We start from the raw sequence: 13,185 nt of genomic DNA on the forward strand, positions 1-13,185 counted from the left end.
GATACCTCCGCGCGCCGCGCCGCCTCTCCCGCTTCGCAGATGACAGAGTCATGCGCCTGTCATATCCTCGCGCCACATCGGGAGTGCAGCCGAGAGGAGCGCAGATGGTCTACGCCATATCCCCCGACGACAAGACCCCAACGAAAGCCCTTCGCCGCATCGCGCGCAGCGAGCTTGGGACGGCCATCAAACTGGCTGGGAAACCCGATCCTTCGGTTCACGCCCTGCGCAAGGCGATCAAGAAGACCCGCGGCCTGATCCGTCTCTTCGCGCCGCACTTCGCGGATTTTTACAAGGAAAAAGAGACCTTGTCCGAGGCTGCCCGCGGCATATCCGGCCTGCGAGACGACGAGGTGATGCGCGCCTCGTTGATCCGGCTGGGGCGCGAAGGGCCCGATCTTGATGGCGCCTCGGCGGCCCGCACCATGCTCGAAGCACTCCCCGCAACCCCGCCCCCGAAGGAAGGCGATATTTCGACATTCGTCAAACGCGTCACGGAAATCCGCAAACGCGCAAAGGATTGGGAGGTCAGCGCAAAGGGCTGGCCCGCCTATGAGACCGGATTGCACGAGACCCTGAAAGATTGCCGCAAGCGTCTGAAAACCGCCCAGAAATCACACGCTGGCGCAGACCTCCACCATTGGCGGACGCGGGTGAAGCAGCACTGGTATCACACCCGCCTGCTCGCCCCAATCTGGCCCGAGATGCTGCACCCACGCGAAGACGCGCTCGACACTCTGGGCGAGTTGATCGGAGATCATCACGACCTGCATGTGCTCGAGATGAGGGTGCCCGAGCATCTCGATCCCGAAAGGGCCGAGGCGTTGCTTGCATTGATCCGCACCGAATCCGCCCGGCTCGAGGCCGAAGCCTTCACTCTCGGCGCCAAAATATTTGCCGAGCCCCCCGAGCCGCTCTGCGACCGCTGGGGGGCTTGGTTCGAACTCTGGAAAGCCTAGGCGACCAGTTCGCCCGCCAGCGCCCGCTCGATCAGCGCGACGGTCTCATCGACACCGTAAAGCGCGATGAACCCGCCGAAGCGGGGACCTTGGCTCTGGCCCAAGAGTACCTCGTAGAGCGCCTTGAACCAATCGCGCAGGTTGGCGAATTCGTGGTTCTTGCCGACCGCGAAGACAACCGACTGCAGGAACTCGTCACTGTGGAAATCGGCCTCCGGCAGCGGCTCGTCGTTGCCTGCCGCCGCGTTCTTGCGCGCGATCTGATCGAGCGCCGCCTCTTCCGATTTCAGCGCCTTGGCCAGATCTTCCAGCGCCGCCCGCTCTTGCTCGGAGGGCGCGCGGAAGACCAGCGTGGGCTTCACGAAGTCCTCGAAATACTTCAGCGCGAAGCCTGCCGCCTGATCGAGGTCCGGATTGCCTTCCGGGCTCGCCTCGGGCGCATAGCGCTTGATGAACCCCCACAGCCCTTCCTTCTCGGTCGCGCCTGCGACGCTCGCAAGATTGAGCAACATCGCGAAAGGCACCACCATCCGGCTCTCGGGCGGATTGCCGCCATGGATGTGCCAGACCGGGTTGTTCACCTGCTGCTCGATCGGCTGATCGGGATAGGCCCGCAGCTGCTGGTGATATTCGTCCACCGCTTTCGGGATCACGTCGAAATGCATCCGCTTCGCGGTCTTCGGCTTGAGATACATGAAGTAGCTCAAGGACTCCGTCGCGGCATAGGTTAGCCACTCGTCGATCGAAAGGCCGTTGCCCTTCGACTTCGAGATTTTCTCGCCATTCGCGTCGAGGAACAGCTCGTAGGTGAAGTGTTCCGGCGCACGCCCGCCGAGGACGCGGCAGATACCGTCATAGATCGGCGTGTTGGTCGAGTGATCCTTGCCATACATCTCGAAATCGACGCCGAGCGCGGCCCAACGCATCCCGAAATCGGGTTTCCACTGCAGCTTCACATTGCCACCGGTGACCGGCAGCGTCCATTCGCGCCCTCCCTCGTCGTCGAAGGTCACGGTGCCGTCGCGCGCGTTGACTTCCTTCATCGGAACATACAGCACGCGGCCCGTCTCGGGATGGATCGGCAGGAAGCACGAATAGGTCTGCTGACGCTCTTCGCGCAGCGACTTCAGCATGATTTCCATGATCTGATCGTATTCGTGGGCCGATTTCATCAGCATCTCGTCGAACCGGCCCGACTTGTAGTAGTCGGTCGCGCTCGCGAATTCGTACTCGAAGCCGAACGTGTCGAGGAAACGGCGCAGCATCGCGTTGTTGTGGTTGCCGAAGCTGTCGAAATCGCCGAACGGATCGGGCACCGAGGTCAGCGGCTTCTGCTCGTGCTGGCGCAGCATGTCCTGATTGGGCACGTTGCTGGGCACCTTGCGCATCCCGTCCATATCGTCCGAGAAGCACAGAAGCTTCGTCGGGATATCCGAGATCACCTCGAAAGCGCGACGGATCATCGTCGTGCGCGCAACCTCCCCGAACGTGCCGATATGCGGCAGCCCCGACGGCCCGTAGCCCGTTTCGAACAGGACGTAGCCCTTCTCCGGATCGCGTTTCTCGTAACGCTTGAGCACCCGGCGGGCTTCCTCGAAGGGCCAGGCCTTGGATTTCATCGCAGCGTCACGCAAGCTCGTCATTGCATACCTCATGAAGGCGCCCCGTGCGCCCGGTCGCGCCTGACCTATTGAAGCGAAGGGGGACAGTCAATAATTAGCACTCGAACACCATCAAGGAGCTCCGACTTGTCAGACGTTCTCTCCTCGCTTTCGCCCCAAGACGCGCTCGTCGCCGTGATGGTCGCGGTGTCCGCCGCCGATGAGGACGTGACGACCTCGGAACTCGTCGCCATCGAGCGGATCGTGAACCACATGCCGATCTTCGCGGGCTACGATTTCGACCGCGTCTCCCGGGTTTCGCGCTCTGTGTTCACACTGTTCGAAGAGGAAGACGGGCTCGAAGCGCTGTTCGGCCTGGTCCGCGATGCGCTGCCCGAGCATATCTTCGAGACCGCCTATGCGCTGGCCTGCGACGTAGCTGCGGCCGATGGCACGATCCGACAGGCCGAGTTGCGTCTGCTGGAGGAGATCCGCGGCGAGCTGGCGATCGACCGGCTGCACGCCGTCGCCATCGAATGGGGCGCGAAAGTGCGTCACGTCACGCTCTGATCCTCGGCGGCACTTCGGGCGGGAACGCGGCATGTTCACCGCCCGGATCGCGCCTCACCCGTAAATCCCGGCCCAACGTTCCAGTAGCTGGCTCTGCAGGATTTTCGACGCACGCACCCATTGCACCTGCCCCGGCGGGCGCGGCGCGGAGCCCGCGCGCCGACGACGGTCGAGATCGGCGGTGAAGATCGCAAACACAAGCTCGGTGCCATCCGGCGCGGTCATGTAGCCCGCCAAGGTCGAGACGAAATTCAGCGTCCCGGTCTTGGCATCGACGCTGAACGGTTGCGATTTCGAGGCCCTACCCGTCGCATCGCGCAGCTTGAAGGGTTTCATCAAGCTGCGCAGCCCCATCGGTGCGCCAAGATTGCGCAGCGCCGCGACCATGTCCTGCGGCGAAATCTCGGCATCGGCGCGCAACCCGGAATGGTCGGTGAACCGGGCCGAGCGTGCGCCCGTGCGCTGCTGCAGCCATTGGGTCATGGCCTGCCCCGATTGCATCAGGGAACTGCCCGCGCCCAGCCGTTTGCTGACCGTCATGCCCACCGCCTCGGCGGTGATATTGGTCGAGTATTTCATCATCGCGCGCAGCACTGGCACAAGCGGATCGCTGTCATGGCTTACCAGAACCGTGCCGCCGGGCAGATTGCGCGCCTCTTCCGGCGCGGGCAGCGGCGTGCCTTGTGCGCGGGCCAGCGTCTGGAACACGTCGCCCGCATAGGCCGCGGGATGGCGCACCGGCAACCAACGGCTTCCGCCACGCCCCAAAGCCGCCGAGGCGACCGTCCAATGCTCTACCCCGCCGCGATCCGAATAGGTGAACGTGGGTGAGGACCGCTTCGCGATCGAGGCTTTCGCTGTATAGGCCTGAGGCTGCACGTCGCGCCCACGCGCGTCCATGCTCAGCGCCCAGCCGCCCCCGGAGCGACGCCATTGGAAATGCACGCGATTGAAATTCAGCATCAGCCCGGAGATCGACGGGTTGTAGCCTGCGAAAATCGGCTGATCATTTGCGATCTCGCTCTTGTACGGAAGCGCGCCGGCCCAGGTCAGGAACCGCCCCGTGACGCCCTGCACCCCCTTGGCTGCGAGCGACTTCGCCATCGCATTGAGATCGTCGGTCGTCAGCGTGGGATCGCCACCGCCCGCGAGGATCAGATCACCCTGAATCCGCCCGCCAGAGATTGGCCCCGTCGCGATCAACTGCGTACCGAAGCGGAAATCGCCGCCCAGTTGCTCCATCGCGTAAATCGAAGTGATCGATTTGAGCGCGGAGGCGGGCGGCATCGCTTGGCCGGGATTGCGCTCTTCAATGATCTGGCCCGTTTTCAGATCTGCCAAGACATAGCCGACATCGCCGCTCAGCCCCGCCATCCGAACCAGTTCGGCGGCTGCGGGCGCCTGACCCAAAACCGTTTTCGGAGTGACGAAAAGCGCGGCGCCACCCAGCAATGCAAAGCGACGCGATATCGTTAGCGGCATGGCGATTCCCCCTCGGCGTTAGCCCGAGCGTAGCGCGCCCTGCGCCGTCTTCAAGCAGGCGTCGATGCCCCCCAGCCGCCTTTCTCCCGAATTTCCGTGGAGGAAATCGACGACATCGGGATGTTTACGAAGCACCAGCGTGGCGCTGGCCCGTCGAGCAGGCGCTGCGAGGCAACCGCGGGCAATTCGGCCCGCGCATAGATGCGCGCCGCGCGCGCCCAACGCCCCGGCATCCGCCAGCCCGGACGCGCCAGAACGCCGATCGACACGCTTTCTATGATCGTCCGCCAATGGTCCCAGCGATCGAGCTGTACGAGGTTATCCGCTCCCATCAGCCATGCGAAATTCACACCGGGATAGAGCGCACGCAGCGCGGTGATCGTGTCGGCGGTGTAGCGGGTACCGAGCCGCGCTTCGATATCTGTCACCACGACCCGAGGGTCTCCCCCGAGGATGGCCCGTGCACTCGCGATCCGCTGATCTAGCGGTGCAGGCCCATGCGCCTTGAGCGGGTTGCCGGGGCTCACGACCCACCAGACCCGGTCGAGGTTGAAACGGCGCAGCGCCTCGCGCGTGATCAGCACGTGACCTTCATGCGCAGGATCGAACGACCCGCCCAGAAGACCGATGCGCTGTCCGGCGCGGGCAAATGGGAAACCTTGTCTCATGCGCTGCCCTTACCCGAAGGCGACCGGTCAGGAAAAGAGCGTTTTATGCGTATCAGACGCCGAGTTAGGCGGTCGCGGGCGCCTGCGATCAACCTTTTCGGACGATCTCGACCCGAAACGAAGGCATCCGCGCCCTGCTGCCTTCGCCGCATAGGTTGCCCGGTCGACATCGCTCTGCAGCGCCCCGATCACAAGCTTCTCGTAGTCGCGTGACAAAACCGCGCCGACCGATCCGGACACCAGGCACTCCTGGCCCTGATACCATTTCGGTGTCTCGATCTGTTCGATAATCCGCGCCGCAAGAGCCCTGACCTCCGCGTGACTCGGAGCGCCCCGCAACAGCACGAGAAATTCGTCGCCGCCCATGCGCGCAACAAGATCGTCCCCGCGAACGCTTTCGCACAGGTTGCGGGCCACAAGTTGCAACACGTAATCCCCTGCCGCATGGCCCCGACTGTCGTTGATCGCCTTGAAGTGGTCGAGGTCGATCTGCAGCAAAGCGAAATGCGCCGCGTCATTCGTCGCGTGATCGACTGCCTGCGCAAGCGCCTGCGCCATTGCGCGGCGGTTGGCGAGTTTCGTCAGCGGATCGGTCAGCGCCTGTTTCTCTGCAGCTTTGCGGGCCTGATCGAGCCGCCCGGTCAAGGCTCGCAATTCTTCCATCACGAGCGATTTGGCTTCTTCCAGGTAAAGCATTTCCATCGTGAGATCCGCGGCGGAGAAGTCGCGTTCTGTCAGGTCGAACTCCGCCACGAATTCACGCAGGTGAATACCGAAGCTGAAATTGAGGAGCATATCGCCCGCAGTCGCGCCTGCAGATGTCTGCGCAGATAGCCCCACATGGCTGACGAGCGCGCCACGCAGGCTCACCTTAGGATGCATGCGCAGGGTGACATGCAGTACCTCCTCCGCCATCAGCGCACCAAGCGAACGCCAGCAGCGACCGGCCTGACCATCGCATTCGCGTGTCTCGCAATTCCTGCACAAGGTGTCTGTGCAAAGACGATCTGTCGCCCCTCGTCGCGCGACCGCGAAAAATCGTGCGAACGGCGCGCCGAGGATCTGCGCCTCGGGCACACCGAGCACTTTGCGCAACGTGCGACCGACGCCAAGGATGCGCGCCCGCTCATCTATCCAGAGAAACATCGGCAAAAGCCCGGTCAGGAGGGGCAGCCAATAGGCCTGGCCGCCCCGGTCAGGCGGCGGCACAGTCGGTGCAGCCCTCGGGGCAACAGTGGTTTTGGCCGGTGCGCCCATCACACCTCTCCAGTCATGTGCGCTAGGGCGAATTGACGCGCCTCGGCATGGGCGGCGTCGAGCAGTTGGATTGTCACCACCTCTTCCGCCGGCTCGAATATCCTCGGGTCGCGGCCTGCCCTGCGCTGCGGCATTTCAATAAGCGCGAGGCTGCCATAGTCATCCGCCATCGCGCGCAGAATACCCGCCAGCACCGCCCCCCAGCCCGGCACGTCCCCGATGACGCGAAGACGAAACTGGCCCGACTCGGTCGCAACAAGATGAAGATGCGGCAGCTCGAGATCGGGTAACGCCATTCGCGCGCGGTCGTGCAACTCGTTCAGCGAATTCAGGAACCCGCGATAATCGCACCCGCCATAGCGCAACAGGCGCCGCACGGCTTCGCGCGTGCACAGATGCGCGCCAAGGTCCTCGAGCAACTCGGACCATTCACGCCCCAACGCGTCGCAAGCGGCATCAATCAGCCGCAAGGTTTGCGCATCGGCATATTGCAGCAGCGGTTCATAGCCTTCACTCGGCAGCTCCGCGCACCGCCTAACACGCGCGCGGAGCGCCGCCCCGTGGGTGTCGGTCAGGAAGTTTTCGATAGAGCGGTTGATCAAGCCGAGCATGTGCCCTCCTTCCCGCCACGCTAGCGACCAGAAGTTAACAAAGCTCCAAAATCGCTCGGCTCAGCGCGAGAGCGGCAACAGGCGCAGCCCACCGGCCTCGAGCGACATGATCCCGCTTGGGACGACTTTCATCTCGCCGCGCTTGATGGCAGCGATGACAGGTGCCAGATCGACGCGGAAGCGCGGTTCGCCCTGCGCGTCGACCACGCTACCCCACCCGATCGAATCCCAAGCGCCATCCGACTGGCGCAGAACGTAGATCGCATCGCGATCGGGCAGATGCAGCAGGACCATCGCCTCGTCGCCGGGTACATCTTTCAGGAAATCAGCCTCGATCAGGGCGCAGTTCGCCGCAGCGCCCTCGCCAGAGGCGCAAAGCCCCGACGCGACTTCCGGAGCCCGCGCGCGGATCGCATCGAGCAACGCATCCTCGGGCGGCGTCGCTCCGGGCGGCAGCACGAGATCCCGGCGCAACTGGGCGCGCGCAGCACTATCCCCTTCGCCCCCATCCGCCGACGGGCGCAGACGAGCCAAGGCGGTCGCGAGCGCTCGATCATCACCGGCTTGGGCCTCCAGCTCCGAGTAGGCCGACTGCCCGGCAAGCCCCCATTGGTTTTTCAATGCGTAGAGCGGCAGGGCCCCCGCAGTGATCCGCCCGTCGCGATAGAGCGCCAGTTGCGAGCGCGCGGCGATGGCATTCGCATCCAGCACTGGCGTCAGCCACGCCAGAGCCGCGAGAAACAGCACGCCCGCCATCGCGATATTGATCCGCCGCAGGCGCGCCATCCAGCCGCGCCCCAGCAGGACAGAGCCGGCATATCCCAGTGCGTATCCCGCGAGCAGCACGATCAGCACCGCCTGCGCCACGCGCCCCGGCGTCCAGCCCTGCGCCGTAACGCTTTGCCAGCCGGTCCAGGCCGCTGCGCCGACCAGCACGGGCAGCGCCAGCGCCAGCCCCTGAGCCGACAGCCGCAAAACCCGGGCCCGCACTGCGCTGTGATCGTCGCGCTCCACGCCGATCGAGATCAGCGTCACCGCGGCCACGGCCATCGCCAGCAGCGTCTCGATCTGCGAGAACCCGATCAGCGAGACCTGCCCGCGGCGCGCAATGAACCCGGCCACGAAGATCACGGCGACCAGCAGGACGGGCGGCAGCAACAGCCTGAGAAGCCGCAGTATGAGGGTAGGAGAGATCATTTCCTCCAACTCGGTCACCACCGCCAGCCCGAGCCCGAGAATGCCGCCCGACACGGAGAACGCGAATAGTTTCTGGCGCAGAAGCTGACGCAGGAAATCGAGGTCCACGCTTTCGAGCAGGCGCGCCGAGAGATAGAGGACGAGCCAGACCATCCCGAGGAAAATACACGCGGCGGCATAGCGCACGACGATATTCCATGCATGAAGAAACAGCGCTGGATAGTCGTTCCACGCGAGACCGCCACCCCGCGCCACGGCCATCGCGAAGGGCATCGGCAGCGTCGCCAGAACCGCGAGCGCGAGCATCTCGAACGGCATGTATCCCGCCAGCGAGTCGGTCGGAGAATAGCCGAGCGACGCCCACCAGCCGAGCAGCGCGACCGGAATCGCAATCAGCGCCGCCGCACCAAAGGCCTTGCGCCAGCCGATCTCGCCCAGCATCGCCAGCGCGGTCGCGAAGAACACCGTTCCCAGAACCGAGACACCGAATTGCCCGTGGGCGTCGAGCGGCAGCGCCGTCTGCAACTCGCTATCGAGAGCCCAGAAGAACACGCCCGCCAGTAGCCCGAGCAGAATATGTTGCAAACGTAGTTGCATGCGTCCCTCTCCTGTCCTTGCGCGAGGCTCTCGCGCGCATCCGACGCGTCTCGTCAGCCCGCGCGCTGTGCGAGCCAGTCGGGAAGCCCCCCGATATGATCGAGCACGGCATCGGCCAGCGGAGCAAGATCGTCCCGCATCGCTGGCCCGCTCAATACGCCGATCGCGATCATCCCCGCCGCGCGCGCCGCGTGCAGATCATGCTGGCTGTCTCCGACCATCACCACCTCCGCCGGGTCCAGACCGAGCGAGTCCGCGAAGGCCAGAAGCGGGCTCGGCGTGGGTTTCGCGCCATGCCCGCTGTCACAGCCGATGATCAGGTCGAAAAGATCGGTGATGCCCGCCTGCGCCGCATGCGCGCGCGCCGAGGACTCGGCGTCGTTCGTGCAAATACCCAGATGCAACCCGCGCGCGCGCAGATCAGACAGAAGCTTGCTCAGCGGCACCGGCTCCACCAGCGGCACATCATGCGCTGCGCGCTCCAGCTCGATTACCAGGTCGTCGAGCGTGCGCCCCGGCAGATGCGGCAGCAACAATTCTGCCGCCTCCCGGACCGTGCCCGCGATCACCGGCGAGTGCGGCTCGAACTCCACCCGCTCGAGGTCGAACCCGATCGCCTCGGCAAGCCGCGCGGCCTGACTGGTGTCTTCGGCCAACGCCTCGATCTGCAGCTTCGCCCAAGCGCCCCATGTCGCGTCGAAATCGAAAAGCGTGCCATCCTTGTCGAACAGCACCGCCCGTATCTTGCCGCCTGCCATCTGCGATCCGCCCTCCCTTTGCGGGCAGATTGCCCAAAGCGGGGCGTCAGGTCCAGTGGCGCAGATCGCCGCGCCCGAGAACCGCGCGGGCCTGCATCAGCGCCTCGGGCTGCACCCCGAGGTCCTGCGCGCAATCCAGAACCACCTGATCGTCCTGCAGGACATGGTCGAGAACCCCTGCGAGGAAGTCCGGATCGCTCGCCTGCGCACGCAAATCATCCGCGCTCGCCCCGGAATTGGCGAGGAATGCACCGATCAACTCTTCACGGCTGACGAGCCAACCAAGGGTCTGCAATGCGAGCGTGTGAGCGTTTTCTTGCCGCATGGCGGATCCTTCTCTGTCAGGGGAAACGCTTTGTTAACCTATAGATCGCTAAGGTCAAGAAAAGGCGCGTCCAGAAGCTCGCGCATTCGCGATCGCCCTGCCGCAAACCGGAGGACGCAAGAGGTTGTAAGGAGTAGCCTGGAATGCCGGGAACGATCCTCATCGTTGATGACGTGGCGACCAATCGCATCGTGCTGAAGGCGAAGCTGACCGGTGCGCGCTACAACACGCTGCAAGCTGCGAGCGCAGCAGAGGCGCTCGCCCTCGCCACAACGGAACGGCCCCGCCTGATCCTGCTCGACATCACCCTGCCCGACATGACAGGGGAGGCTGTCATCAAACGGCTGCGGAACGATCCACAGACACGGCGCATCCCGATCATCGCGATGACGCAGCGCGACATTCCGCAGCTGCGCGTGGCGCTGCTGGCGGCCGGGGCGAACGATGTCCTCGTCAAACCTTTCGACGAACTCGTGCTGCTCGCACGTCTGCGCAGCCTGATCCGCGCCCATGCCGGCGACGAGGATTCGGCCCTGCGCGAACAAACCTGCCGGGCACTCGGTTTCGCCGAGGCCGCGAATGAATTCGCACCTCCCGCCCGGATCGCGATGATCGCCCCCGACCCGGCCGAGGGGATGCGCTGGAAAGCCGCGCTCGCACCGCGGCTCGAGGCCAGTCGGATTCTGTTGACCAGTTACGAACAGCCCTGCGGCGGCGACCCCGCGCGCCGCCCCCCCGATCTCTTCGTGATCGGCGCGGATCTCGTGCATCGCGGGGACGGGCTGCGGCTGATGTCGGAATTGCGCTCGCATCCAGAAACGCGCCACGCAGCGATCCTGATCGCGTGCATGCCCGAAGCCTCGGAGACGCAAGCGAGCGCGCTCGATCTAGGGGCGGACGACCTTCTGCCCTCGGATATCTCCACGCCACTCGCAGCACAGGAAACGGCACTCCGGATCGGCGCGCAGCTGCGCCGCAAGCAGCTCTCCGATCAACTTCGCCTCTCGGTCGATGAAGGCTTGCGTCTCGCGCTGGTCGATCCGCTGACCGGGCTCCACAATCGCCGCTACGTCAATGCGCATCTGGCTCGCATGTCCGAACGCGCGCGCAGCACCGGCCGCGGCTACGCGGTGATGCTGCTCGATCTCGATCGCTTCAAATCGGTGAACGACACCTATGGCCACGGCGCGGGAGACGAGGTGCTGACCAATATCGCCCGTCATCTGCGCCGCAGCCTCCGCGACGTCGCCCTGATCGGTCGCATCGGCGGCGAGGAGTTTCTCGTGGCGCTGCCGGACAGCTCGCTCGATGAGAGCTATCGGATCGCGGAACGGCTCCGACGTGATATCGAGGAGACGACAATCACGCTTCCGGACGGAAGCAAAATGCAGGCCACGATCTCGATCGGCCTCGCATTCGGCGGCACCCGTCGCGACGACCCACAGCATCTTATCGACGAGGCCGATGCGGCCCTTCTCTGCGCCAAGGGAAGCGGCCGGAACCAGGTCTCACTCGCCCCTCACACGAACGCAGCGTGACGCCTGGAAACAGCATCACGCCACGCATGATGATGAGACGAGCCGAAACTCTTCACTATTTCAGATAGCGGCCAACTCCGACGCGCCGGCCATCGCACCGGCCTCAAGGCTTGTCCTGACGATCCCTGTCGCGGTCTTTCTTGTGCCGGTCGAACCGCGCCGCACCCTCGCGCAGACGCTCGGCGAAGCTGTGGCGGGCCGCCGGGCTCATTGCGTCGAGCCTGTCGAGGATCAGCCGCTCGCCGATATCGACCCGCTGCACGGTCCGCGCCTTGTGCCGCTCGAGCAGCTTGGCCACCTGATCGCGATCCCACGGCTCCGCGTCGATCGCGCTGATAAGCGCCGCCATATCGCTGCGCGCCTGCCGCCGCATGTCGCGGAATTCGGAGCCGCGCGCCTGCGCCGCCTTGCGCAGCGCGTCGCGATCTTCGGGGCTCAGAGCTCCGGTGAAGGCGCCAAGGCTGACATCGCCCACGACCGGGCGCGGCGGATGCCGCTCATGGCCAAGCCAGCCGCCGATGAAAAATCCCAGCAGCAGCAGGTTCAGCACCGCAGACGCTATCAGCGCCCAACGCAACCCCCGGCCATTTCGCGTCTCGGCAATCGCCATCAGAACCCTCCTTCATCGACGAAGGCGAAGGTATCGCCTTCGGGTAGCAGGTTGACCGTGCCGAGGCTTTCGGTCGTGCTGCTGGCGTAAAACGGGCTGAGCGCGCCGATCTCGTCTGCGCCCACAAAGCCGATCCAGACCCCAGCCAGAGCGGCCGTTACCAAGCCGCCCATCGGGGCCCAGCCGCCGAACGCGCCGCGAAGCGCGTCCCAGATACCGGCTAGGACATCGGGTGCTTCGGACCCATCCGCCGGGGCCTGGCGCGCAAAGGCTGCTTGCTCCGCCTCGGCATCGGCCAAAACCCGGGCAAGGAAGCCCTCGCCTGGCTCGGCCCCGCCCGCCGCGCGCGCTTCGCTGAAAAGCTGCTCCAGCGCCGCGTCGTCGAATGCGTCCGTCTCGCGATCCATGCGTTTGTCAGTCATCGCCAAACCCCAATTTCTCTCGCTGCCCCCGAAGCAGCTTGCTCAAAGCGCGCTTTCCCCGCGCTGTCAGACTTTCTACGGCTTCGACGCCGGTTTCCATCGCGGCAGCGATCTCGGGATTGGACAAACCGTCGATATGTCGCAGTGTCACCGCGATCCGCTGTCGTTCCGGCAATTGCTCCAGCGCGGCTTCCAGCGCCGCCACGCGGTCGCGCGCGATCAACTCGTCCAGAGCGCTCGCCCGGTCATCGGCCACCTCGGGCGCCTCGTCCAACCCTACGCCGCGGCGCTTGCGCAGCCGGTCCGTCGCGAGATTGGCAACCACCCGGTAAAGCCATGTCGAGACCTTGGCCTCGCCGGCCCGCCATTCCGGCGCGATCTTCCAGAGCCGCAAAAGCCCCTCTTGCGCGACATCCTCGGCCTCGGCCGCGTCGCGAAGATAGCGATAGGCGAGCCGGTAGGCCAACGGCCCGAAGCGCAACGTCAAAGCCCGCGCTGCCGCCGGGTCGCCCTGCGCGTATAGCTCCAGCAGAGCCTCGTCCGAAGCCTCGTTCATCGCATCCAGTGCCATCGTCATTCCGTCAAAGGCC

At 64.9% G+C, this 13,185-nt stretch carries 14 protein-coding genes; 3 read left to right on the forward strand and 11 right to left on the reverse strand.

Annotated features, from left to right (window positions below; translation table 11 throughout):
* Positions 1-104 precede the first annotated feature (104 nt).
* Positions 105-959 (forward strand): CHAD domain-containing protein, encoded by an 855-nt coding sequence (locus B6V76_RS09975; protein ID WP_166504576.1) that lies wholly within the window; start codon positions 105-107, stop codon positions 957-959.
* On the opposite strand, the gene B6V76_RS09980 is transcribed toward B6V76_RS09975, so the two are convergent.
* Positions 956-2,602, reverse strand: a complete 1,647-nt coding sequence (locus B6V76_RS09980) for a lysine--tRNA ligase (protein ID WP_088727334.1) — start codon at positions 2,600-2,602, stop codon at positions 956-958. The two genes, B6V76_RS09975 and B6V76_RS09980, sit on opposite strands and share 4 nt — an antisense overlap.
* Before the next feature lie 105 nt (positions 2,603-2,707).
* Here B6V76_RS09980 and B6V76_RS09985 point away from each other — a divergent pair, with 105 nt between their 5' ends.
* Positions 2,708-3,130: a tellurite resistance TerB family protein gene (locus tag B6V76_RS09985; protein WP_088727335.1), complete on the forward strand. Its 423-nt coding sequence runs from the start codon at positions 2,708-2,710 to the stop codon at positions 3,128-3,130.
* A 54-nt stretch (positions 3,131-3,184) separates the two neighbouring features.
* Here B6V76_RS09985 and dacB read toward each other — a convergent pair whose 3' ends face one another.
* From dacB to B6V76_RS10020, 7 genes are read right to left on the reverse strand one after another with little or no spacing between them, the layout of a single operon-like run.
* On the reverse strand, positions 3,185-4,612 hold the full coding sequence (dacB, locus tag B6V76_RS09990) for a D-alanyl-D-alanine carboxypeptidase/D-alanyl-D-alanine-endopeptidase (RefSeq protein WP_088727336.1): 1,428 nt from the start codon (positions 4,610-4,612) through the stop codon (positions 3,185-3,187).
* A 50-nt stretch (positions 4,613-4,662) separates the two neighbouring features.
* A complete protein-coding gene (locus tag B6V76_RS09995; RefSeq protein WP_088722344.1) occupies positions 4,663-5,280 on the reverse strand; it encodes a nicotinate-nucleotide adenylyltransferase in 618 nt (205 codons plus the stop codon).
* 27 nt (positions 5,281-5,307) lie between these two features.
* On the reverse strand, positions 5,308-6,537 hold the full coding sequence (locus B6V76_RS10000) for a GGDEF domain-containing protein (protein WP_088727337.1): 1,230 nt from the start codon (positions 6,535-6,537) through the stop codon (positions 5,308-5,310).
* Entirely contained in the window at positions 6,537-7,148 is a 612-nt protein-coding gene (locus B6V76_RS10005) for a heme NO-binding domain-containing protein (RefSeq protein WP_088727338.1), read from the reverse strand. The genes B6V76_RS10000 and B6V76_RS10005 overlap by 1 nt, the downstream gene beginning before the upstream one ends.
* A 60-nt stretch (positions 7,149-7,208) precedes the next feature.
* Positions 7,209-8,942: a DUF4153 domain-containing protein gene (locus B6V76_RS10010; protein ID WP_088727339.1), complete on the reverse strand. Its 1,734-nt coding sequence runs from the start codon at positions 8,940-8,942 to the stop codon at positions 7,209-7,211.
* A gap of 53 nt (positions 8,943-8,995) precedes the next feature.
* Complete coding sequence (locus B6V76_RS10015) at positions 8,996-9,700, reverse strand: HAD family hydrolase (protein ID WP_088727340.1); 705 nt, start codon at positions 9,698-9,700, stop codon at positions 8,996-8,998.
* A 46-nt stretch (positions 9,701-9,746) separates the two neighbouring features.
* Positions 9,747-10,025 (reverse strand): DUF3572 domain-containing protein, encoded by a 279-nt coding sequence (locus B6V76_RS10020; RefSeq protein WP_075774047.1) that lies wholly within the window; start codon positions 10,023-10,025, stop codon positions 9,747-9,749.
* 143 nt (positions 10,026-10,168) lie between these two features.
* Here B6V76_RS10020 and B6V76_RS10025 point away from each other — a divergent pair, with 143 nt between their 5' ends.
* Positions 10,169-11,563, forward strand: a complete 1,395-nt coding sequence (locus B6V76_RS10025) for a diguanylate cyclase (RefSeq protein ID WP_088727341.1) — start codon at positions 10,169-10,171, stop codon at positions 11,561-11,563.
* Positions 11,564-11,666: 103 nt separating this feature from the next.
* Here B6V76_RS10025 and B6V76_RS10030 read toward each other — a convergent pair whose 3' ends face one another.
* Genes B6V76_RS10030 through B6V76_RS10040 form a run of 3 tightly spaced genes read right to left on the reverse strand, consistent with a single transcriptional unit; the run spans position 11,667 to position 13,172 of the window.
* Positions 11,667-12,173 carry a periplasmic heavy metal sensor gene (locus tag B6V76_RS10030; RefSeq protein WP_075774045.1) on the reverse strand — a complete coding sequence of 169 codons (507 nt, stop codon included), beginning with the start codon at positions 12,171-12,173 and terminating at the stop codon, positions 11,667-11,669.
* Complete coding sequence (locus tag B6V76_RS10035) at positions 12,173-12,595, reverse strand: hypothetical protein (protein WP_141104907.1); 423 nt, start codon at positions 12,593-12,595, stop codon at positions 12,173-12,175. Before B6V76_RS10035 ends, B6V76_RS10030 begins: the two co-directional genes overlap by 1 nt.
* A complete protein-coding gene (locus B6V76_RS10040; protein WP_075774043.1) occupies positions 12,588-13,172 on the reverse strand; it encodes an RNA polymerase sigma factor in 585 nt (194 codons plus the stop codon). The genes B6V76_RS10035 and B6V76_RS10040 overlap by 8 nt, the downstream gene beginning before the upstream one ends.
* Between the last annotated feature and the right edge of the window lie 13 nt (positions 13,173-13,185).

Source organism: Thioclava sp. IC9 (assembly GCF_002213225.1).
Classification (GTDB): Bacteria; Pseudomonadota; Alphaproteobacteria; order Rhodobacterales; family Rhodobacteraceae; genus Thioclava; species Thioclava nitratireducens.

Coding starts and splice junctions, on each gene's coding strand:
- B6V76_RS10040 (WP_075774043.1), bottom strand. CDS start 13,172: ATGACGATGGCACTGGATGCGATGAACGAGGCTTCGGACGAGGCTCTG.
- B6V76_RS09975 (WP_166504576.1), top strand. CDS start 105: ATGGTCTACGCCATATCCCCCGACGACAAGACCCCAACGAAAGCCCTT.
- B6V76_RS10010 (WP_088727339.1), bottom strand. CDS start 8,942: ATGCAACTACGTTTGCAACATATTCTGCTCGGGCTACTGGCGGGCGTG.
- B6V76_RS09995 (WP_088722344.1), bottom strand. CDS start 5,280: ATGAGACAAGGTTTCCCATTTGCCCGCGCCGGACAGCGCATCGGTCTT.
- B6V76_RS10025 (WP_088727341.1), top strand. CDS start 10,169: ATGCCGGGAACGATCCTCATCGTTGATGACGTGGCGACCAATCGCATC.
- B6V76_RS10035 (WP_141104907.1), bottom strand. CDS start 12,595: ATGACTGACAAACGCATGGATCGCGAGACGGACGCATTCGACGACGCG.
- B6V76_RS10005 (WP_088727338.1), bottom strand. CDS start 7,148: ATGCTCGGCTTGATCAACCGCTCTATCGAAAACTTCCTGACCGACACC.
- B6V76_RS10030 (WP_075774045.1), bottom strand. CDS start 12,173: ATGGCGATTGCCGAGACGCGAAATGGCCGGGGGTTGCGTTGGGCGCTG.
- B6V76_RS10000 (WP_088727337.1), bottom strand. CDS start 6,537: ATGGGCGCACCGGCCAAAACCACTGTTGCCCCGAGGGCTGCACCGACT.
- B6V76_RS10015 (WP_088727340.1), bottom strand. CDS start 9,700: ATGGCAGGCGGCAAGATACGGGCGGTGCTGTTCGACAAGGATGGCACG.
- dacB (WP_088727336.1), bottom strand. CDS start 4,612: ATGCCGCTAACGATATCGCGTCGCTTTGCATTGCTGGGTGGCGCCGCG.
- B6V76_RS09980 (WP_088727334.1), bottom strand. CDS start 2,602: ATGACGAGCTTGCGTGACGCTGCGATGAAATCCAAGGCCTGGCCCTTC.
- B6V76_RS10020 (WP_075774047.1), bottom strand. CDS start 10,025: ATGCGGCAAGAAAACGCTCACACGCTCGCATTGCAGACCCTTGGTTGG.